The organism is Caldimonas hydrothermalis, assembly GCF_056746695.1.
Window position 1 is genome coordinate 94,712 of the sequence record NZ_JBWQXA010000004.1, and the last position, 19,797, is coordinate 114,508.

Sequence of the window (19,797 nt, forward strand, 5' to 3'; positions counted from 1 at the left end):
TAATTCAATTTTGAATTATGATGCCATCCGCCACGGGGGCGCTCGGCGGTCTGCTTGGCCCACGCCGCCCCCGGGCGTATGCTGCACCGTCCCGGCCAGCGCCGGGGCCCCGACACGGAAGTCCGCCATGGCCGATCGCACCCCCGCGCCCCTTGCCCCTGCCGACCTCGACGCCTGGAAGAAGGCCGCGGCCAAAGCCGCTCCCGGCGGCCGGCTCGAAGCCCTGAACTGGGTCACGCCCGAAGGCCTGGTAGTCAAGCCGCTGTACACGGCCGAGGACCTGCAGGGCCTGCCCTACACCAACACGCTGCCGGGCTTTGCCCCCTTCGTGCGCGGGCCCCAGGCCACGATGTACGCCTCGCGGCCCTGGACGATCCGCCAGTACGCCGGCTTCTCCACGGCCGAGGAATCGAATGCCTTCTACCGCAAGTCCCTGGCGGCGGGCGCCCAAGGCGTCTCGGTGGCCTTCGACCTGGCCACCCACCGCGGCTATGACAGCGACCATCCGCGGGTCACCGGCGACGTGGGCAAGGCCGGGGTGGCCATCGATTCGGTCGAGGACATGAAGATCCTGTTCGACGGCATTCCGCTCGACAAGGTCAGTGTCTCCATGACCATGAACGGCGCGGTGCTGCCGGTGCTGGCCGGCTACGTGATCGCCGCCGAAGAGCAGGGCGTGGCGCAGGACCAGCTCAGCGGGACCATCCAGAACGACATCCTCAAGGAGTTCATGGTCCGCAACACCTACATCTACCCGCCCGAGCCGAGCATGCGGATCATCGGCGACATCATCGAGTACACGGCCAGGAAGATGCCGAAGTTCAACTCGATCAGCATCTCGGGCTACCACATGCAGGAGGCCGGTGCCAACCAGGCGCTGGAACTGGCCTTCACGCTGGCCGACGGCAAGGAGTATGTGAAGACCGCGCTGGCCAAGGGCCTGGACGTGGACGAGTTCGCCGGCCGGCTCAGCTTCTTCTGGGCCATCGGGATGAACTTCTATCTCGAGATCGCCAAGATGCGGGCCGCCCGTTTGCTGTGGCATCGCATCATGACCGGCTTCGGTGCGAAGAACCCCAAGAGCCTGATGCTGCGCACCCACTGCCAGACTTCGGGCTGGTCGCTCACCGAGCAGGACCCCTACAACAACATCGTGCGCACCACCATCGAGGCCCTGGCGGCGGTGTTCGGCGGCACGCAAAGCCTGCACACCAACAGCTTCGACGAGGCGATCGCGCTGCCCACCGAGTTCTCGGCCCGCATTGCGCGCAACACCCAGCTCATCATCCAGGAAGAGACTCATATCTGCAACGTGATCGACCCCTGGGCAGGCTCCTACATGATGGAGAGGCTCACCCAGGAGATGGCCGACAAGGCCTGGTCCATCCTCGAAGAGGTCGAGGCGATGGGGGGGATGACGAAGGCCGTGGATTCCGGCTGGGCCAAGCTCAAGATCGAGGCCAGCGCGGCCGAGAAGCAGGCGCGCATCGATTCGGGCAAGGACGTCATCGTCGGTGTCAACAAATACCGGCTGGACAAGGAAGATCCGATCGATATCCTCGAGGTCGACAACCTCAAGGTGCGGCAACAGCAGATCGAGCGGCTGCAGCGCATCCGCGCCACGCGCGACGCCCAGGCGGTGCAGGCCGCGCTCGAGGCGTTGACGCGCTGCGCTGAAACGGGCCAGGGCAATCTGCTGGAGCTGTCCATCCAGGCCATGCGCGTGCGGGCCACGGTGGGCGAGGTCAGCGATGCGCTGGAGAAGGTCTGGGGGCGCCACCGCGCCGACACACAGAAGGTGACCGGAGTGTATGCCGCTGCCTATGACTCGGCCGAAGGCTGGGAGCAACTGAAGGCCGAGATCGCCGCCTTCGCCGAGGAGGCCGGCCGCCGTCCCCGCGTGATGATCGCCAAGCTCGGGCAGGACGGCCACGACCGCGGCGCCAAGGTGGTGGCCACGGCCTATGCCGACCTGGGTTTCGACGTGGACATCGGGCCGCTGTTCCAGACCCCCGAGGAATGCGCCCGTCAGGCCATCGAAAACGATGTGCACGCCGTGGGCATCTCCACGCTGGCGGCCGGCCACAAGACCCTGGTGCCAGCCATCATCGAGGCGCTGCGTGCGCAAGGGGCAGACGACATCATTGTCTTCGTCGGCGGTGTGGTGCCGCGTCAGGACTACGAGTTCCTCTACGAGGCCGGGGTCAAGGGCATTTACGGGCCCGGCACGCCCATCCCGGCATCGGCCAAGGACGTGCTCGAGCACATCCGTGCCCAACTCCAGCGGGCCTGAGCGCCGTGAACGAGCGCAGCCCGTCCGAACCGCTGGTGCCGAACTTGCCGGCCGCGGATGCGAGGCTGCTGTCGCACGTGCTGGGCGAGCCCGGTGCCGCGCAGCGTCGGGCGGTGGCCAAGACGATCACGCTGCTCGAATCCACGCGGCCCGACCACCGTGAGCGTGCCGATGCCCTGCTCACGCAATTGCTGCCCTACAGCGGGCGCAGCTTCCGGCTGGGCGTCTCCGGCGTGCCCGGCGTGGGCAAGAGCACCTTCATCGAGGCCTTGGGCCTGTTTCTGATCGGGCAGGGGCACCGTGTAGCGGTGCTGGCGATCGATCCGTCCTCCAGCGTCTCGGGCGGCTCCATCCTGGGCGACAAGACACGCATGGAGCGGCTGTCGATGCATCCGCAGGCCTACATCCGCCCCAGCCCCTCCGGTGGGACACTGGGCGGCGTGGCCGAAAAGACCCGCGAAGCGATGCTGGTGTGCGAGGCGGCCGGCTACGACATCGTGATCGTCGAAACCGTCGGCGTGGGCCAGAGCGAAACCGCGGTGGCCGGGATGACCGACCTGTACGTGCTGCTGCAACTGCCCAATGCCGGCGATGACCTGCAGGCCATCAAGAAAGGCGTGATGGAGCTGGCCGACCTGGTCGTGATCAACAAGGCCGACCTCGACCCCGCCGCGGCCACGCGGGCCCAGGCGCAGATCACCTCGTCGCTGAGGCTGCTGAGCCAGCACGGCCGCCCGGACCATGCGCATCATGATGAGAAGATGTGGCACCCCCAGGTGATGCAGTTGAGTGCGCTGAAGGCCGAAGGCCTGGACCGCTTCTGGCAGGCGGTGTCGCGCTACCGCGAACTGCAGACGGCCAACGGCCGGCTCGAAGCGCGCCGCCGCCGCCAGGCCCTGGCCTGGATGTGGGACAGCGTGCATGCCGGGCTGCGCCACCGTTTCACCCACCACCCAGCCGTGGCGGCCCAGCTCGGCCGTGTCACTCGCGAGGTCGAAGCAGGCACCCTGCCGGCCTCCACCGCAGCGCGCCGATTGCTGGCTCTCTTTGCTCCCGAGCCTCCCTTGGCCCACTGACCCGACATCCCCGAAGACGGAGTCCTCATGCAACACATCCTCGAAGAACTGGAAAGAAAGCGTGCTGCCGCCCGCCTGGGCGGGGGCCAAAAGCGCATCGATGCCCAGCATGCCAAGGGCAAGCTGACGGCGCGCGAGCGCCTGGAGCTGCTGCTCGATGACGGCAGCTTCGAGGAATGGGACATGTTCGTGGAACACCGCTGTGCCGACTTCGGCATGGCCGACACCAAGATCCCCGGCGATGGGGTCGTCACCGGCTACGGCACCATCAACGGCCGCCTGGTGTTCGTGTTCAGCCAGGATTTCACCGTCTTTGGCGGCGCGCTGTCCGAGGCGCATGCCGAGAAGATCTGCAAGGTGATGGATCAGGCGATGAAGGTGGGCGCACCGGTGATCGGCCTGAACGATTCGGGCGGCGCCCGCATCCAGGAAGGCGTGGCCTCGTTGGGGGGGTATGCCGAGGTGTTCCAGCGCAACGTGCTGGCCAGTGGGGTGATCCCGCAGATCAGCCTGATCATGGGGCCGTGCGCCGGCGGAGCCGTCTACAGCCCGGCCATGACCGACTTCATCTTCATGGTCAAGGATTCGTCGTACATGTTCGTGACCGGCCCCGAGGTGGTGAAGACCGTCACGCACGAGGAAGTGACGGCCGAGCAACTCGGTGGCGCCACCACCCACACCACCAGGAGCGGCGTGGCCGACCTGGCCTTCGAGAACGACGTCGAGGCGCTGCAGATGCTGCGGCGCTTCTTCAACTACCTCCCGCTGAACAACCGCGAGAAGGCCCCCGTGCGACCCAGCGGCGACCCGGCCCACCGGCTGGACCATTCGCTCGACACCCTGGTGCCCGAGAACCCCAACAAGCCCTACGACATCAAGGAAGCCATCCTGAAGGTGGTGGACGATGGTGACTTCTTCGAGCTGCAGCCCGACTATGCGCAAAACATTGTGATCGGCTTTGGCCGCATGGATGGACAAAGCGTGGGCTTCGTGGCCAACCAGCCCCTGGTGCTGGCGGGCTGCCTGGACATCAAGAGCTCGATCAAGGCCGCGCGCTTCGTGCGCTTTTGCGATGCCTTCAACATCCCGGTGGTCACCTTCGTCGACGTGCCCGGATTCATGCCCGGCACCAGCCAGGAGTACGGCGGCATCATCAAGCACGGCGCCAAGCTACTCTATGCCTATGCCGAGGCCACGGTGCCCAAGATCACCATCATCACCCGCAAGGCCTATGGCGGCGCCTACGACGTGATGGCCTCCAAGCACCTGCGCGGTGACGTGAACCTGGCCTGGCCGAACGCCGAGATCGCGGTGATGGGCGCCAAGGGCGCGGTGGAGATCATCTTCCGCGAGGACAAGTCCGACCCGGCCAAGCTCGCCGCCCGCGAGGCCGAGTACAAGGCGCGCTTTGCCAACCCCTTCGTGGCCGGCGCGCGGGGCTACATCGACGACGTGATCCAGCCCCACGAAACCCGCAAGCGCATCTGCCGCAGCCTGGCGATGCTCAAGGACAAGAAGCTCGACAACCCCTGGCGCAAGCACGGGAACATCCCCCTCTGACCGCCCGGGAGTCTCAACATGTTCAAGAAGATACTGATCGCGAACCGGGGCGAAATCGCCTGCCGCGTCATCAAGACCGCCAAGAAGCTCGGCATCCAGACGGTGGCCGTGTATTCCGAGGCCGACAAGTACGCCTTGCACGTGGAGCTGGCCGACGAGGCCGTGCTGCTGGGCCCAGCGCCCAGCCGCGAGTCTTACCTGGTGGCCGACAAGATCATTGCCGCGGCCAAGAGCACGGGGGCCCAGGCCATCCATCCGGGCTACGGCTTCCTGTCCGAAAACGAGGACTTTGCCCGCCGCGTGGAAGAACAGGGCCTGGTCTTCATCGGCCCGAAGCACTATTCCATCGCTGCGATGGGCGACAAGATCGCCTCGAAGAATCTGGCCAGACAAGCCGGTGTCAACACCATTCCGGGCTGGAACGACGCGATCGAGTCGCCCGAGCGCGCCGTGGAGATCGCCCGCGAGATCGGCTACCCGGTGATGATCAAAGCGAGCGCCGGCGGTGGCGGCAAGGGCCTGCGCGTGGCCTTCAACGACAAGGAAGCCCATGAGGGCTTCACCTCGTGCCGGAACGAGGCGCGCAACAGCTTCGGCGATGATCGCGTCTTTATCGAGAAGTTCGTCGAGGAGCCCAGGCACATCGAGATCCAGGTGCTGGGCGACGCCCACGGCAACGTGGTCTACCTGTGGGAGCGCGAGTGCTCCATCCAGCGCCGCCACCAGAAGGTGATCGAGGAAGCCCCCAGCCCCTTCATCAGCGAGGCCACCCGCCAAGCCATGGGCGAGCAGGCCGTGGCGCTGGCGAAGGCCGTGAAGTACCAGAGCGCGGGCACGGTGGAGTTCGTGGTCGGCAAAGACCAGAGCTTCTACTTCCTGGAGATGAACACCCGGTTGCAGGTGGAGCACCCGGTGACCGAATGCATCACCGGGCTCGACCTGGTGGAGCTGATGATTCGCGTGGCCGCCGGTGAGAAGCTGCCGTTCGGCCAAGGCGACATCGCTCGCCGCGGTTGGGCGATGGAATGCCGCATCAACGCCGAAGATCCCTTCCGCAATTTCCTGCCCTCCACCGGACGGCTGGTGCGCTACCTGCCGCCACCCACCACGATGGAGGCCGCACAGTCCGTGCCCGACGGCGGCGGGGTGAGGGTGGATACCGGCGTCTATGAAGGCGGCGAGATCCCGATGTACTACGACTCGATGATCGCCAAGCTCATTGTGCATGGGCGCGATCGAGCCGAAGCCATTGCAAAGATGCGCGAGGCCCTCAACGGTTTCGTGATCCGCGGGGTGGCCAGCAACATCCCCTTCCAGGCGGCGCTGCTGGCACATCCCGATTTCCAAGCCGGACGCTTCAACACCGGCTTCATCGCGCAGCACTACCCCCAGGGCTTCTCCACCCGCAGCGTGACGCATGAGGATCCCCTGTTCCCGGTGGCGCTGGCTGCCGCGGCCCATCGCAAGTACCGGGACCGGGCGATGGGCATCAGCGGTCAGATGTCGGGCCATGAGGCGCGCACGGCGATCGACCATGTCGTGGTCGTCAAGGGCGATCAAGGGCAGCACGCCTACCATCCGGTGCGGGTGGCCGGCAACGGCGGCGGGGCGATCACGGTCCATATCGGTGAGCGCTGCTACGAGATCGACAAGGACTGGCGTTTCGGTGGGGTGCGCGCGAGCGGCTGCTGCAATGGCCAGCCCTTCACGGCACAGATCGAACGCCACGGCGTGTGGCTGCAGGTGATGCACAACGGTGTGCGCATCGACGCCCAGGTGCTGTCGCCGCGCGGGGCCGAGCTCTTCAAGCTGATGCCCTACAAGGCGCCGCCGGACACGAGCAAGTTCCTCCTCTCGCCGATGCCCGGCCTGCTCACGCAGGTGCAGGTGCAGGTGGGACAGGCCGTGCAAGCCGGCGAGCGCCTGGCGGTGATCGAAGCCATGAAGATGGAGAACATCCTCACCGCCGCGCGTGACGGCGTGGTGGCCGAGATCCTGGCGGCACCCGGCGAGAGCCTGTCGGTGGACCAACCCATCCTGAGGTTCGAATGAGCACCGCCCCCCTCGACAGACCTTTCCGGGTGCTGGGCATCCAGCAGATCGCCATCGGCGGGCCCGACAAGCAGCGCCTGCGTGCGCTGTGGGTGGACCTGCTGGGGCTGAACGTCAAGAGCCGCTTCGTCTCCGAACGCGAGAACGTCGATGAAGACATTTGTGAGCTCGGTCACGGCCCCACGGCGGTGGAGGTGGACCTGATGCAGCCGCTGGACCCCGACAAGAAGCCCGCGGTGCACACCACGCCGCTGAACCACGTGGGCCTGTGGGTGGACGACCTGCCCCAGGCCGTGGCCTGGCTGAGTGCCAAGGGATTGCGCTTCGCCCCCGGCGGCATCCGCAAGGGCGCCGCCGGTCACGACATCTGCTTCGTCCACCCCAAGGGCAATGACGAGTTCCCGCTGGGCGGGGAGGGCGTTCTGATCGAACTCGTCCAGGCCCCGCCCGAGGTCATCGCCGCGTTGTCATGAGCGGCATGCGGGGGCGGCTGCACGCGGATCGACCGCCGCGCCGGGCTGCACCCTCGCCCCCGCAGCCAGCCCAGAAAATGGATTTATGCTTGCCATGGGAGACACGGCCCATGGAACCTGCATTCACGGACCGATGGAAAGCGGGGGAACGACTTGCCGATCGGCTCGAAGACCTGCGGCACCGGCATCCGGTGGTGCTGGCCCTGCCGCGCGGTGGTGTGCTGGTGGCTGCGCCCATCGCGAGGCGGCTGGTAGCGCCGCTGGATCTGCTGCTGGTGCGCAAGATCGGTGCCCCGGGCCAGCCTGAGCTCGCGGTGGCTGCCGTCGTCGAAGGCAACCCGCCCCAGACGGTGGTGGATGAGGCCCTGTGCCTCCACACCGGGGCCGATGCCCGCTACCTTGCCGACCAGGAGCGCCAGGCGCTTGTGGAGATTGCGCGTCGGCGCGAACACTACCGCCGTGGCAAGCCCCTGCCCCCCCTGAAGGGCCGCACGGTGATTGTCGTGGATGACGGCATGGCCACCGGCACGACGATGCGGGCCGCCCTGCGCGGCCTGCGCGAAGCGCAGCCGGCCGCGGTGGTCCTGGCCGTGCCGGTGGCGGCGCCCGACAGCCTGGCCTTGCTGGAAGGGCAGGCCGAACGCATCGTCTGCCTGAGCCGGCCGGCAGGGTTCCGTGGGGTGGGAGCCCATTACCGGGACTTCCACCAAGTGCCCGACAGCGAAGTGATGGATGCCCTGGCCGCCCACGACCGTGCGGCCCGTGCCGGAGGACCACTCGATGCCTCGCCGGATTGACGTCTGCAATGGCGATGCCGACGGGCTGTGCGCCGTCGTGCAGTGGCGTCTGGCCCATCCGGCCCAAGCAGAACTGGTCACCGGGCTGAAACGCGACATCGAACTGCTGGAGCGGGTGCAGGCCGGCCCGGGGGACGACGTGCTGGTGTGTGACGTGTCCATGCAACGCAACGGCGCGGCGCTGCGGCGGCTGCTGGCGCAGGGAGCGCGCGTGCGCTATTTCGATCACCATCATCCCGGCGAGGTGCCCGTGCATCCGCACCTGCAGGCCCACCTCGACGGCGACCCGCGTCTGTGCACCAGCCTGTTGATGGATCGTTTCCTCCAGGGGCGCCATCGTGCCTGGGCGTTGGTGGGCGCCTATGGTGACAACCTGGGCGCCGAGGCCGACCGGCTCGCGCAGGCCGGTGGCTGGGATGCCACGCAACGGGCTGTGCTGCGACGCCTGGGCGAGGCCATCAACTACAACGCCTACGGCGACACCCCCGCCGATGTGCTGATTGCGCCGGCAGAACTGTTCGAACACCTGCGGTGCCATCCCGACCCTTTGCAGGCCTGGGCCGGCGACCCGGTGTTCGCACAGCTCGACGAGCGCCGCCGCAGCGACCTCGAGCAAGGCCTTCGGGCCCCGCTGCGCTGGGAGAGTGCGCAGGCCGTGGTGCGGGAACTGCCCGACACGCCCTGGAGCCGGCGCGTGGTGGGAGTGCTGGCCAACGAGATGGTGCTGCGCGATCCGGCGCGAGCGCAGGCCGTCCTCAAGGCGCAGGCGCAAGGCGGGTTTCTGGTCAGCCTGCGTGCACCTCGGGACTGCGCCGGCAGTGCCGAGGCACTATGCCGACGTTTTGGCGGTGGTGGCCGGGCAGGAGCCGGAGGCATCGATCACCTGGAACCCGACCGGGTGCCTGATTTCCTGACGGCCCTAGACCAGATGGATTGGCGGCTGCCGGTCTGAGCTCAATCCTGCAGTGCTGTACGCCTCGCCAGACGCACCACCGTCACGCCCGGGCGCAACTGGCGCAGCGAGGGCATCACCAGCGCGCAATCGTCATAGGGACTGAGGACCGGCTCGCCGGCATTGGTGCCGATGAGCGTGCCCTGGTGAGGCAGCACCTCGAGGTTGCGCCAGGGCTGCGCGAACTGGAAATCGAGGCTGCGCGCCACCACGGCGTCGGTCACCGTCAGGGACCAGCGTGCAGGTTCGGTGTCCAGGCGCCACTGCGGTGGCAGGGCCGTTTCGTCGACACAGCCCGCGCACTGCATCAGGCGGTAGACCGCATCTTCGGCCACATGGCGGCTGTACGGGTCACCGTGGTAGCCGCATTCGATCAGCAGCGACTGGGCCGAGCCCTGCGGCTCACCGAAGGCACCGAAGTCGCGCAGCCGGGTGCCCTCCGCATGCCCGGCGTCGATCACGATATGGCCGCCCAGGCCGAGCCGGCGCGCAAAGGCGACGTTCCGCGGCAGGGTGCCGGTGAGCAGCAACGGGCTGCCCGGCTCGTGCATGGAATGCAGGTCGAGCAAAAGGTCGGCGTCTTCCAGCCAGGGCCGCAACTGGGCGGCGCGGCGCCGCTCCAGGCTGCTGGCCGAGGCCATGCGATCCAGGCTCCACTGCCGATTGAGGTCTTCTTCGACGAAGCGCGAGGCATCGGGCGCGCCCGGGTCGAAGCGGTCGAAGGCGGCCAGGTTGCACAGCAGCAGGGTCAGCTGACCACGGCGCACGCGCAGACCGTGGGCCAACTGCTCCAGCAGGCCGGCCACCGCCCAGGCACCGCACAGCTCGTTGCCGTGGATGAGGGCTGCGACGGCCACCTTGGGGCCCGGTTGCGCCCCCTCGAAGCGCCAGACGCCTTCGGTGCCGGTGTTGCCGGCGCGCCAGCGGGACAGGTCGGGAGCGGGCAGCAGGAACTCGGTCATGGGCATCAGGGCTCGATCTTGGCCACTTCGGCCATGCGCTTGAACTTCGCGGATTCTGCGGTCATGAAGGCGCGCAGGTCCGGCTGGGCGTTCACCACGGTGGATCCGGATGCCTCGAGCTTCTGGCGCAGCGCCGGCGCCTTCAGCGCCTCGTCCAGGGCTGCCTGCAGGGTCTGAACGACTGGCTGGGGCAGACCCGGCGGGCCGACGAGCATGAACCAGGTGCTCACGTCGATGTCCTTCATGGCCGGGTGTTCGGACAGCGCGGGGATGTCGGGGGTGAGGGCCGAGCGCTTCGCCTCCGTGGTGCCGAGGGCCGTCACCTTGCCGGCGCGGATATGCGGCAGCCCCGACGAGAGCACATAGACGCCATATTCAATGGTGTTGCCCAGCAGGTCGGTCGTGAGCGGGGCCACGCCACGGTAGGGCACGTGGACCAGGTCCAGTCCGGCGCGTTCCTTCACCAGTTCACCGGCGAGATGCAGGGAGGTGCCCACGCCCGAGCTGCCGTAGCTGAACTGGCCGGGCTGACGCCTGACTTTCTCGACGAACTCGGCAGTGGTCTTCACCCCGGCCTTCGGCGAGGCCACCAGCACCAGGGGCTGGGAGGCCACCAGGCCGATGGGCGTGAAGTCCTTCAGCCCGTCGTACTTGATCTGCCGGTTGATGTGCTGGTTGATGATCAGCTCATTGTTGGCTCCCACCATCAGCGTGTAGCCATCTGCCGGTGCGGCGATGAGCTTCTGCGCCGCCAGAGCGCCACCGGCACCTCCAAGATTCTCTACCACGACCGTGGTCTTGAGGATGCGGGCCAGCTCGTCGGCCACGGTGCGTCCGGTCAGGTCGGTGCTGCCGCCCGGCGGATAGCCGATCAGCATCGTGATCGGGCGGCTGGGGTAAGGGCCCGACTGGGCCCAGGCGGGGGCGGAAAGCAGCACAGCCGTGGCAGCCAGGGCCTGGAAGGCGCGGCGGGTGAGTTGCATGGGGCGTCTCCTTCTGGTGGGTGGATGACGTCAATGATCGGTTCCGGCCACTTCGCGGATGTGCCGATCCGGCACATTGTCGTGCCTGTTCAGCACACTGCACCTTCACTCGGAAGTCATGTCGGCACTGGCTTCCCAGAGCGCCTCCACCCAGGCAGGCAGCCTTCGGCGTGGACGGTACAGGCGCACTTCCAGACGGATCTCGTCACTGCGGTCCCCCAGCTTGTGTAGCCGGCCGGCACGGCAGTCGGCCGCCACCATGGAGCGGGGCAGCCAGGCGATGCCGAAACCGCGCAGCGCAAACTCGTGGGCGGCATCGGCCGAGTCGCACTCGATGGCCGTGCGCAGCCGAGGCGGCTTGAGCTGGCTGTGCAGGTGGTCTTCCAGGAGCCGCCCCAGCGCCAGGCTGGTGGTGTACGGCAGCCAGGGAGACGGGCAGCGGCGCGACAGCGCATGCAGTGCACGCCCTTGGTCGTCGGGCGCGCTCACGGGCCACAAAGCTTCGTCGGCGAGGCGCAGGTGGGTGAAGCGGCGCGGGTCCAGCCGCAAAGCGAGCACGGGATGGAAGTAGGTGAGCATGAAGTCGGCGGCGCCGTTCTCAAGGAGGCTGGTCGTTTCCTGCACCACCCGGGTCGATACCTGCACCGGGCGCGATCCGATCAAGGGTGCCATGCGTGCGTACCACGTGGCGAACAGGGTGCGGGCAAGGGTGCGTCCCGTGGCAATGCGAAGCGGGAGGTCTTCTGTGTCACCGACAGGCCGCCGGCGTGCGGTCGCCAGGGCGGCAAGCGCCTCACGGGCGGCTTCCAGCATGGCCTGGCCCTCGGGTGTGAAGCGCAAGGTGGTGGCAGCGCGGTCGATCAAGGGCGTGCCCGCCCAGGCCTCGAGGGCACGGATGCGCCGTCCGAAGGCCGGGTGGGTGACGTGTCGTTGCTGGGCGGCTTTGGCCAGGGTACCGGCCTGCGCCAGTGCCAGCAGGTCTTCGAGCCATTTGAGTTGCATGGGACGCTTTCAGAGAGGACACGAAGTAGGGGCGGCTCATTACGACCGGAAACGATTGTGACGTCGCCGGGTCACTCACGCCCTTTTGGATGGGATAACCTCCCATTCATCGCACCATAGAACGGAGTCGTTGGCACCATGAAGCTCTTCTGGACGCATTTTCGAACGGCCTGCGCCGTTCTGTTCGTTGCCGCCTTTGCCGCCGCATGTGGTGGAGGCGGGGGCTCTTCGGCCTCGGGCGAAGGCAGCTTGCGTGTGGCACTGACCGACGCGCCCGCCTGCGGCTATGACGAGGTGAACGTGACCGTGGTGCGGGTGGACGTGCACCGCAGCAGCGATGCCAACGACAACGACGGCGGCTGGCAGAGCCTGGTGCTCGACCCGCCTCGTCGGATCGACCTGCTCACGCTCACCAATGGTGTGCTGGAAGAGCTGGGCACGACGACCCTGCCCGCCGGCACCTACACCCAGTTGCGGCTGGTGCTGGCAGCCAACGGTGCCACCCGCCCGCCGGCCAACTCGGTCGTCCTGACCAGCGGCGGCGAAGTGGCCCTCCAAACACCCAGCGGGCAGCAGACGGGCCTGAAGATCCCGGTGAACATCACCGTGGAGGAGGGCGAGAGGGCCGACGTGGTGCTGGACTTCGATGCCTGCAGGTCGGTGGTGCGGGCAGGGCAGTCCGGTCGCTATCTGCTCAAGCCGGTCCTGAGGGCCTTGCCCCGCATTGACAACGGCGGCCTGGCGGTGGAAGGTCATCTGGCGGGCCTCCCGCCCACCGGCGCGGCCGTCTCGCTGCAGCAGCAAGGTGAAGTCGTGCGTGCCACCGTGACGGATGCACAAGGCCGTTTCCTGCTGTCGCCTGTGCCGGCCGGCAGCTACGACCTGGTGATCGCCGCCGACGGGCGGGTCACGTTGGTCATGACCGGCGTTCCGGTATCGGACACTGCCCGCACGACGATCAACCCGGCCTCTGCGCCGATCGCCCTGACGGCCAGCGCCATGCGCAGGGTTTCGGGCACGGTTGGCCTCAGCGGCTCGTCCGAAGTGCCCGACGGCGCCTTCGTGCGTGCCCTGCAGGCGGTCGGCGGCCGCACCATCGAGTGGAGTGCCCGTCCGGTGGATGCAGACACGGGTGCATACGAGTTCAGCCTGCCGATCGCCGCACCGGCCCACACGGCCTACAGTGCCTCGGCCACGAGCTACACCTTCACCGCAGACACCGCTGCGGCTGCGCGGTACACCTTGCAGGCGCGCGCGCCCGGCAAGGCGGACCAGACGGCACCGGTCGACCTGTCCCTGTCGGAGCAGACCGTGGACTTCAGTTTCGCGCCCTGAACCCCAGGCGTTGACTCCCCTCAGGGCCGTCGCCCGTGCCGGGCCGCGGCCCTGTCTTCATCGGGGCGCATCGTCAGGGCGCCAACATTCGCTCGCGATCGACGGTCCCGCGGTCGTTGATCCGGACCTCGACACGCTCTGCGTATGCATTGATGGCGATCGCGTCCACGTAGCGCCGACCCCGGTGCACGATGGCAACGTCGCGGTACTTCAGCGCCACGAGCAGCTCGCGCACCTGCATGTCTGTCAGGCTGTGTCGATCGCTTTCATGCGCTCGCTCATATTTCAGCAGCCGGGCCAAGCGGTCGTATTCCACCTCGATACGGCTACCATCGCCCGCCTTGCCTTCGACGCTGATTTCTCCACGCGGCTTGATCGACACTTCGGTAATGACCTTCAGTTGAGCGAGTTCGCGCGCACGATGCAGCGAAGGTGGCAGCACGGCCTGCGCCGCGGTTGGAGGCACCGCCTCGCCTTGCACTTCGATGAGCCGTGTTGCTCGCACCTTGGCGCGTATCCAGCGGCCATCGCCCAAGCGCAGGTAATGATGCTCCTCGGCGCCATGACGGCCTGACTCTCGCCGCACGTGGTGCTGCTGCACGCCCAGGCCTTTCAGCTCGGGCGGCAGCGCGGCCGCGGGCGCGCCCGCACCTGAGGCTGGAGCGGCGGCAAATACCACAGGCGGTGGCGCGAGCATCGCGCCAGGTGGCGGCCCGGGTGCCGCCATCTGGGCTCTGGCCGTCGGGGCGATCAGAGCACCGCCCACGGCCACCATGACCAAGATGCGCTTCACTCGAAACTCCTTTTCGGGATGCGGACCGTCCAGCCGCAACCGGTCTGCATGGCCTTGGCGGGGCGGCGAACGACGCTCAGCGAGCACCTGGGTACAGCACAACAGGTGCACTGCCACGAACGGCGATCTGTACAGCCTCGATGGCCAATCCTTGCGGGCCTCGGCGGCCGTAGCCTTCGACCTGCAGTGGCGTGCCGGGTTGCAAGGACGAACCCAGCATCCACGCCGCATGCTTGGGCAGATGCACCTGCTGGCCCGCATCGAGCACCAGCCGTTGGGGTTCGCCACGTCGCCCAGCGATGACGTGCTGCAATGTGCCGCTGATCTGCAAAGGCTGCAAGGGGCCGATGCGCATCGAGGCAGGCATCTGCGGCCAGGGCCGTTCGGTGCGCACCAGGGTACGGTCTGCGGACGTGATGGACCAGGCCTTGAACTGCCCACGCTTGTGCCAGTGGCCGGCGAGCCGGACCGCCATGCCGGGCTTGACCAATGCGGCCAGTTCCTCACCTTGATGCTTGGGCCATTTCACCACCATGCCGTTGGCCAGCAACAACCCCTCGACCTCAGCGTGCGGGCTGAGCAGCAAGCTGCTGACCGTGGCTTCGATCGAAGGATAGCCCCACGCGCCCTGGGTCATGCCATGGCGGGCCGCCGCGCTCCCGATGGCTCCCATGGCCGGCGAGTGGTGGCCCGAGGGACCGGCGGCCCCGACCCCGGCGGCATTCGGTTCCGGCGGTTGAGCCGCCGCGGACGAGACCACGAACACGGCGCTGCAGGCAAAGATGGCAAGCAAAGTCTTCATCGCAATACTCCTTTCTTCGTGACGAAGTGCCGCCACGATGCCAGCGCCCGGCACAACCCAAGCGCAACATGCCGTTTGGTTTTCGTTGCGTTTGCAGTAGTACGCTTGCGAGGTGTTGCGCCATGCTTATTTGCTGATGTTTCTTGTGACAGGCCATGCCGCGGCCGATGCTGCGCTTGACGCTGCGCCACTGGATCCGGCCACTGCGATAGCCTGTGTGGCGGGCCGCTACCGCGGGCAGGCTCTTCGCGTCGAAAGCACCGACCGCGGCCTCGTACAGGAGATCCGATGGCGCACACCGGCAGGCAATGTCCTGCGCATACGGCTGACCGGCCCGGGGTGCCGCTTTCTCGAGGTGCATGGCGTGGGCCAAACAGACGCGCGTATTCTTCCGGGAGCTCGCTCGTGAAAGTGCTGGTGGCCGAGGACGATCGCGAACTGGCTGCCCAGATCGCTTCGGCGCTATCCGATGCGGGCCATGCAGTGCTGATCGCCCACGAAGGACGGGAAGCTGAGTTCCTGGGTGCCACGAGCACTGTCGGCGTGGCGGTGCTGGACCTGGGTTTGCCAGGCTTGGACGGTGTCGAAGTGCTCAGAAGCTGGCGTACTGCGGGGCTGACTTTTCCCGTGTTGATCCTGACCGCACGCGATGCCTGGGCCGACAAGGTTGCAGGCTTTCGTGCAGGCGCCGACGACTATGTGCTCAAACCGTTTCGTATGCAGGAACTGGTGCTGCGTCTGGCCGCGCTGATCCGCCGTGCTGCGGGCCATGCTGCGGCCGAGGTGGCGGCCGGCGCACTCGTGCTCGACACGTCCACCGGCCAGATCACGCTCGAAGGCCTGCCGATCCCCCTGACGGATTTCGAGGCCCGATTGCTGCGTCACCTGATGCTGAACAAGGGCAGGGTGGTCGCTCGCGCCGAGCTGGCCGAGCATGTGTACGACGGGGACAGCGAGCGCGACTTTCGCTCGCTCGAGGTGCTGATCGGTCGCATCCGGCGAAAAATCGGTGAAAGTCGGATCGAAACGCACCGGGGGGTCGGGTACCGGCTCTTGCCCGACGATCCGTCATGAGAACACGGTCGATTCACGCCCGCCTCATGGCCTGGGGAGCCGGCTTGACGGCAGCCGCTTTGCTGGCGGCCTGGGCGGGAATTTCGACCTTGCTGCAAGGGTTTGTGGAGCACCGGCTCGATGCCGAACTGGCGGCAGCCGCGCGGGCTGTGATGGCGGATTCCGAGTGGAGCGATTTGGAAGCCGGCAGCTTGACCGTCCATCCCGGCCCCTCGGATCCCCGCTTCGAAGCCCCATACTCGGGTTGGTATTGGCAGGTGACCGACGGCACCGCGGTGCTTGCGCGGTCGTCATCGCTGTTGGGTGCCGAGCTGTCGGCGCCGGGGCGGCAAGGGCCCGGCGGCGAGGTGTTGCGCGCACATGAGGAAACCTACACCGCACCGGGCGATGCCAGACCACTGCGCGTGACGGTGACATTGCCCAACGACGAAGTCCAGGCCGAGCTCTCCGCGATCCGCATGCCGCTGATGGTGTCGCTTTGGGTGCTCGGCAGTGCGATCCTGGCCGCGCTGTTGCTGGCCGTGCGCGTGGGACTGCGAGATCTGCGTGAATTCGCTGCAGGCCTTGCTGCCTTGCGTGAAGGCCGCAGCTCTGGCTTGCCTTCGACCCAAGTCGCCGAACTTCGCCCCTTGGCTGTCGAACTGCAGCGACTGCTGGACGTCAACGCCGAGCAGGCCGCACGAGCCAAGGCGCAAGCCGCCGACCTGGCGCATGCGCTCAAGACCCCACTGGCCGTGCTGGCCAACCGGGCCAGTGCCGAGGACGCTGCGCTGATCGCACGCATGGATGCGATGATCCGATGGCATTTGCGCCGCGCCCAAGCAACCAACGCTGGTCTGAACCCCGCCGCCCGCACTGCGCTCGGGCCGGTTCTGGAAGATCTGGCACTGGTCTTGCGCGCGCAAGCGGCACGGCATACGAAGACACTGACCATCGAAGCGGACGATGCCTTGATCTTTCGTGGTGAGTCCGAGGACCTGGCAGAAATCCTGAGCGCACTGGCCGAAAATGCGCTGCACTGGGCCCGTGCGCATGTTCGCATCACAGCGCGCGAACGACACGCGCGACTCGTCATCGAAGTCGCCGATGACGGGCCCGGCATCCCGCCCGAGCAAAGAGAACACCTCCTGGGCCGCGGTGCCCGTCTGGATCAATCCGGTACCGGTCATGGACTCGGCCTGGCCATCGCGGCCGATCGCATTCGAGCATACGCAGGCACGCTCACGCTCGACACCGCGCCAGAAGGCGGCCTGCTGGCCCGGGTGGAGCTGCCTGCAGCGCCGTCGCAAACTCGGCGACCGACGGTGCGCAGCTCCTCGGACCCCACCCCCTAGGATCGCCATGCTCTAGATTGTTGATAATGTATATTATGTCAAATTTATGATGCGCAGAAGGAGTGGGCGGCCGCGAGGTCGCGGCTCAACGTCGCTGCTGTCGAGCCTTCCACCGCTCGACCGCTTCCAAGGTGCCGTCCACATGCCCCTCTGGATTGGCGTGGTGGTGAACGTGAATGATGCGGCCTTCGGGGCTGATGACATACGAGATGCGATCGGCCATGTCCGGGCGTGAGGCGATCTGGGCTTTGTAGGCCCGTATGATGCGCCCGTCGGGGTCGGCGCCCACGGCGAACCGATCGCGACAGGCCTCGACGGAGAACCGCTTGAGCGTGTCGATGTCATCGCTGGACACCCCGATCACCGTGGCGCCCAAAGCGGCAAAGCGCTCACTGGCCTGGGCGAACAACTGGGCCTCATACGTACAGCCTGCCGTGAAGGCTTTCGGGTAGAAGTACAGGACCACGGGTCCTTTGGCCAAGGTCTGCGAGAGGTCGAATCGAAACTCCCGCCCCCCGAGGGCGGCTTGCAAAGTGAACACGGGTGCCGGCTCGCCCGGTTTGAGCTGGGCATGGGCCGTGGTCAGGGCCGAGGCCAAGACGCCCAAGACGAACATCCTTCGATCGACGGTGGCTGCACGCAGCATAGCGGCCTCTGTGAAAATGCAGTCATGGGCCATCATGCCAGCGACACGGGGCTCCGTTTCACGGGCATGGTTTTTCAAAGAATCTCCCCGTCTTGTCTTTCATGAGCGCTGCCTTGACCTCTTTGCTGGCTTTCGGTGCCGCCGCTGCGCTGCTGACGATCACCCCGGGTCTGGACACCGCTTTGGTGCTGCGCACGGCCGCCGTGGAAGGCCCGCGGCCGGCCTGGCGCGCGGCCCTGGGCATCGTGTGCGGCGTGCTGGCCTGGGGCCTGATCGTCGCCGCAGGCTTGGGCGCGTTGCTGGCGCTTTCGACGCTGGCCTACACCCTCTTGCAGTTCGCCGGGGCCGGGTATTTGTGCTACCTGGGGGGACGCATGCTGTGGACGGCGCTGAAGGCCCAGCCGGCTGCGCCTGGCGGCCTGCCGCAGGGGGCCAACGCGGGCGGCTCGGACTGGTTCGTGCGGGGGCTGCTCACGAATCTGCTGAACCCCAAGGTGGGGGTGTTCTATGTGAGCTTGTTGCCGCAGTTCGTGCCGCCCGGGGCCGATGTGTTCGTGTTCAGTGTCTTGCTCGCCGGCGTGCACGCGCTGATGGGCTTGCTGTGGTTTGCCGTGCTCATCGCCCTCACTGGGCCTTTGGCGCAGTGGCTGCGCCGCCCTCCGGTCGTGCGCGCGCTCAATGGGGTGACCGGTGCCGCCCTGCTGCTGTTTGGGCTGCGCTTGGCCCTGGCCCCGAGGCCGAGCCACTGAGGCTGCTCGCCGCTGCGGCTCAGCGGCGACGCTCGGCCACCGAGGTCTGCCGCATCAAACCTTCTTGCGCCACCGAGGCGATCAAGCGGCCATCTTGGGTGTAGATCTGCCCCCGGCTGAAGCCACGCGCCGCACCGGCCCACGGCGATTCGGTGATGTAGAGCAGCCATTCGTCCATGCGAAAGTCCCCATGGAACCACATGGCATGGTCGAGGCTGACCACCTGGACGTGGCCTTGGTAGAAGCTCAAGCCGTGAGGCATGAGCGCCGGGCGCAGCAGGCCGAAGTCCGACGAGTACGCCAGCATGGCCTGGTGCAGCACCGGATCATCCGGCAACCGGTCGGCCGCGCGCAGCCATGCATCGTGTCGCGGCGGTGCGGGTGGTGGATCGAATGCATCCAGCGGCGCAACAGGCCGGATCTCGATGGCGGTTTCGGCATGCAGCACGCCACGCAGCGACTCGGGCACTTTGTGCAGCCAAGCCTGGCGCAACTGCCATTCACTGACCAGGCCTTCAGGGCCGGGCACGTGTGGCATGACGCTGGCGTGGTGGGCACCCTCCTCCCTCACATGGAAGGACGCCGCGAAGTTGAAGATGGGCTGCCCGTGCTGGATGGCGACCACACGCCGTGTGGTGAAGCTGCCGCCGTCGCGGATGCGCTCGACGTCGTACACGATGCGGGCGTTCTTGTCCCCCGGCCGAAGGAAGTAAGCGTGCAAGGAGTGCACGCGGCGCGAAGGATCGACCGTGCGGGCGGCGGCCATCAAGGCCTGGCCCAGCACCTGGCCGCCGAAGACACGTGGGCTGCCGATGTCGCCGCTGACGCCGCGAAAGAGGTTGAGCTCGAGCTGCTCGACCTGCAGCAGCTCGACGAGTTCCTGGACGACGGGTTTCATGCCGGGATGATGGCAT

At 67.2% G+C, this 19,797-nt stretch carries 18 protein-coding genes; 11 read left to right on the forward strand and 7 right to left on the reverse strand.

Translation table 11 applies throughout. The annotated features are described in order from the left end of the window. Positions 1-127 precede the first annotated feature (127 nt). From scpA to AC1ECW_RS07335, 7 genes are all read left to right on the forward strand, one after another. Entirely contained in the window at positions 128-2,293 is a 2,166-nt protein-coding gene (gene scpA, locus AC1ECW_RS07305) for a methylmalonyl-CoA mutase (RefSeq protein WP_409704491.1), read from the forward strand. A gap of 44 nt (positions 2,294-2,337) precedes the next feature. Continuing rightward, positions 2,338-3,369: a methylmalonyl Co-A mutase-associated GTPase MeaB gene (gene meaB, locus AC1ECW_RS07310; protein WP_409704497.1), complete on the forward strand. Its 1,032-nt coding sequence runs from the start codon at positions 2,338-2,340 to the stop codon at positions 3,367-3,369. 27 nt (positions 3,370-3,396) lie between these two features. Then, positions 3,397-4,929, forward strand: coding sequence for an acyl-CoA carboxylase subunit beta (locus AC1ECW_RS07315; RefSeq protein ID WP_409704489.1), 1,533 nt, complete (start codon positions 3,397-3,399; stop codon positions 4,927-4,929). 18 nt (positions 4,930-4,947) lie between these two features. Then, positions 4,948-6,981 carry an acetyl-CoA carboxylase biotin carboxylase subunit gene (accC, locus tag AC1ECW_RS07320; protein ID WP_481201523.1) on the forward strand — a complete coding sequence of 678 codons (2,034 nt, stop codon included), beginning with the start codon at positions 4,948-4,950 and terminating at the stop codon, positions 6,979-6,981. Continuing rightward, on the forward strand, positions 6,978-7,454 hold the full coding sequence (locus AC1ECW_RS07325) for a VOC family protein (protein ID WP_409704485.1): 477 nt from the start codon (positions 6,978-6,980) through the stop codon (positions 7,452-7,454). Before accC ends, AC1ECW_RS07325 begins: the two co-directional genes overlap by 4 nt. Positions 7,455-7,564: 110 nt before the next feature. Further along, positions 7,565-8,251, forward strand: coding sequence for a phosphoribosyltransferase (locus AC1ECW_RS07330; RefSeq protein ID WP_481201524.1), 687 nt, complete (start codon positions 7,565-7,567; stop codon positions 8,249-8,251). Beyond that, positions 8,235-9,203 (forward strand): hypothetical protein, encoded by a 969-nt coding sequence (locus AC1ECW_RS07335; protein ID WP_481201525.1) that lies wholly within the window; start codon positions 8,235-8,237, stop codon positions 9,201-9,203. Before AC1ECW_RS07330 ends, AC1ECW_RS07335 begins: the two co-directional genes overlap by 17 nt. 2 nt (positions 9,204-9,205) lie before the next feature. On the opposite strand, the gene AC1ECW_RS07340 is transcribed toward AC1ECW_RS07335, so the two are convergent. The 3 genes from AC1ECW_RS07340 to AC1ECW_RS07350 form a co-directional block, all read right to left on the reverse strand. Then, positions 9,206-10,171 carry a M14 family metallopeptidase gene (locus AC1ECW_RS07340; RefSeq protein ID WP_481201526.1) on the reverse strand — a complete coding sequence of 322 codons (966 nt, stop codon included), beginning with the start codon at positions 10,169-10,171 and terminating at the stop codon, positions 9,206-9,208. Continuing rightward, positions 10,171-11,148, reverse strand: coding sequence for a Bug family tripartite tricarboxylate transporter substrate binding protein (locus AC1ECW_RS07345; RefSeq protein ID WP_481201527.1), 978 nt, complete (start codon positions 11,146-11,148; stop codon positions 10,171-10,173). The genes AC1ECW_RS07340 and AC1ECW_RS07345 overlap by 1 nt, the downstream gene beginning before the upstream one ends. 105 nt (positions 11,149-11,253) lie before the next feature. Continuing rightward, complete coding sequence (locus AC1ECW_RS07350; RefSeq protein WP_481201528.1) at positions 11,254-12,150, reverse strand: LysR substrate-binding domain-containing protein; 897 nt, start codon at positions 12,148-12,150, stop codon at positions 11,254-11,256. 138 nt (positions 12,151-12,288) lie between these two features. On the opposite strand from AC1ECW_RS07350, the gene AC1ECW_RS07355 reads away from it, so the two are divergent. Beyond that, positions 12,289-13,485 (forward strand): DUF4382 domain-containing protein, encoded by a 1,197-nt coding sequence (locus tag AC1ECW_RS07355; protein WP_481201529.1) that lies wholly within the window; start codon positions 12,289-12,291, stop codon positions 13,483-13,485. Positions 13,486-13,558: 73 nt separating this feature from the next. Here AC1ECW_RS07355 and AC1ECW_RS07360 read toward each other — a convergent pair whose 3' ends face one another. Together AC1ECW_RS07360 and AC1ECW_RS07365 are read right to left on the reverse strand one after the other, a co-directional pair. After that, entirely contained in the window at positions 13,559-14,278 is a 720-nt protein-coding gene (locus AC1ECW_RS07360; RefSeq protein ID WP_481201530.1) for a hypothetical protein, read from the reverse strand. 76 nt (positions 14,279-14,354) lie between these two features. After that, positions 14,355-15,080, reverse strand: coding sequence for a hypothetical protein (locus AC1ECW_RS07365; RefSeq protein WP_481201531.1), 726 nt, complete (start codon positions 15,078-15,080; stop codon positions 14,355-14,357). Positions 15,081-15,485: 405 nt separating this feature from the next. Between AC1ECW_RS07365 and AC1ECW_RS07370 the strand changes: the two genes are divergently transcribed. Both AC1ECW_RS07370 and AC1ECW_RS07375 read left to right on the forward strand, forming a co-directional pair. Beyond that, on the forward strand, positions 15,486-16,154 hold the full coding sequence (locus AC1ECW_RS07370) for a response regulator transcription factor (protein WP_481201532.1): 669 nt from the start codon (positions 15,486-15,488) through the stop codon (positions 16,152-16,154). A gap of 59 nt (positions 16,155-16,213) precedes the next feature. Continuing rightward, positions 16,214-17,488 carry an ATP-binding protein gene (locus AC1ECW_RS07375; RefSeq protein WP_481201533.1) on the forward strand — a complete coding sequence of 425 codons (1,275 nt, stop codon included), beginning with the start codon at positions 16,214-16,216 and terminating at the stop codon, positions 17,486-17,488. Positions 17,489-17,573: 85 nt separating this feature from the next. On the opposite strand, the gene AC1ECW_RS07380 is transcribed toward AC1ECW_RS07375, so the two are convergent. Then, positions 17,574-18,134: a peroxiredoxin gene (locus tag AC1ECW_RS07380; protein ID WP_481201534.1), complete on the reverse strand. Its 561-nt coding sequence runs from the start codon at positions 18,132-18,134 to the stop codon at positions 17,574-17,576. Positions 18,135-18,235: 101 nt separating this feature from the next. On the opposite strand from AC1ECW_RS07380, the gene AC1ECW_RS07385 reads away from it, so the two are divergent. After that, complete coding sequence (locus AC1ECW_RS07385) at positions 18,236-18,883, forward strand: LysE family translocator (protein ID WP_409704469.1); 648 nt, start codon at positions 18,236-18,238, stop codon at positions 18,881-18,883. 19 nt (positions 18,884-18,902) lie between these two features. Here AC1ECW_RS07385 and tesB read toward each other — a convergent pair whose 3' ends face one another. Next, positions 18,903-19,781, reverse strand: a complete 879-nt coding sequence (tesB, locus tag AC1ECW_RS07390; protein ID WP_409704467.1) for an acyl-CoA thioesterase II — start codon at positions 19,779-19,781, stop codon at positions 18,903-18,905. Positions 19,782-19,797: the final 16 nt, after the last annotated feature.

Bases quoted from the DNA above. Each gene is read 5' to 3' on its own strand.
- scpA (WP_409704491.1), top strand. From the start codon at position 128: ATGGCCGATCGCACCCCCGCGCCCCTTGCCCCTGCCGACCTCGACGCC.
- AC1ECW_RS07315 (WP_409704489.1), top strand. From the start codon at position 3,397: ATGCAACACATCCTCGAAGAACTGGAAAGAAAGCGTGCTGCCGCCCGC.
- accC (WP_481201523.1), top strand. From the start codon at position 4,948: ATGTTCAAGAAGATACTGATCGCGAACCGGGGCGAAATCGCCTGCCGC.
- AC1ECW_RS07325 (WP_409704485.1), top strand. From the start codon at position 6,978: ATGAGCACCGCCCCCCTCGACAGACCTTTCCGGGTGCTGGGCATCCAG.
- AC1ECW_RS07330 (WP_481201524.1), top strand. From the start codon at position 7,565: ATGGAACCTGCATTCACGGACCGATGGAAAGCGGGGGAACGACTTGCC.
- AC1ECW_RS07335 (WP_481201525.1), top strand. From the start codon at position 8,235: ATGCCTCGCCGGATTGACGTCTGCAATGGCGATGCCGACGGGCTGTGC.
- AC1ECW_RS07340 (WP_481201526.1), bottom strand. From the start codon at position 10,171: ATGCCCATGACCGAGTTCCTGCTGCCCGCTCCCGACCTGTCCCGCTGG.
- AC1ECW_RS07345 (WP_481201527.1), bottom strand. From the start codon at position 11,148: ATGCAACTCACCCGCCGCGCCTTCCAGGCCCTGGCTGCCACGGCTGTG.
- AC1ECW_RS07350 (WP_481201528.1), bottom strand. From the start codon at position 12,150: ATGCAACTCAAATGGCTCGAAGACCTGCTGGCACTGGCGCAGGCCGGT.
- AC1ECW_RS07355 (WP_481201529.1), top strand. From the start codon at position 12,289: ATGAAGCTCTTCTGGACGCATTTTCGAACGGCCTGCGCCGTTCTGTTC.
- AC1ECW_RS07365 (WP_481201531.1), bottom strand. From the start codon at position 15,080: ATGAAGACTTTGCTTGCCATCTTTGCCTGCAGCGCCGTGTTCGTGGTC.
- AC1ECW_RS07380 (WP_481201534.1), bottom strand. From the start codon at position 18,134: ATGCTGCGTGCAGCCACCGTCGATCGAAGGATGTTCGTCTTGGGCGTC.
- AC1ECW_RS07385 (WP_409704469.1), top strand. From the start codon at position 18,236: ATGAGCGCTGCCTTGACCTCTTTGCTGGCTTTCGGTGCCGCCGCTGCG.
- tesB (WP_409704467.1), bottom strand. From the start codon at position 19,781: ATGAAACCCGTCGTCCAGGAACTCGTCGAGCTGCTGCAGGTCGAGCAG.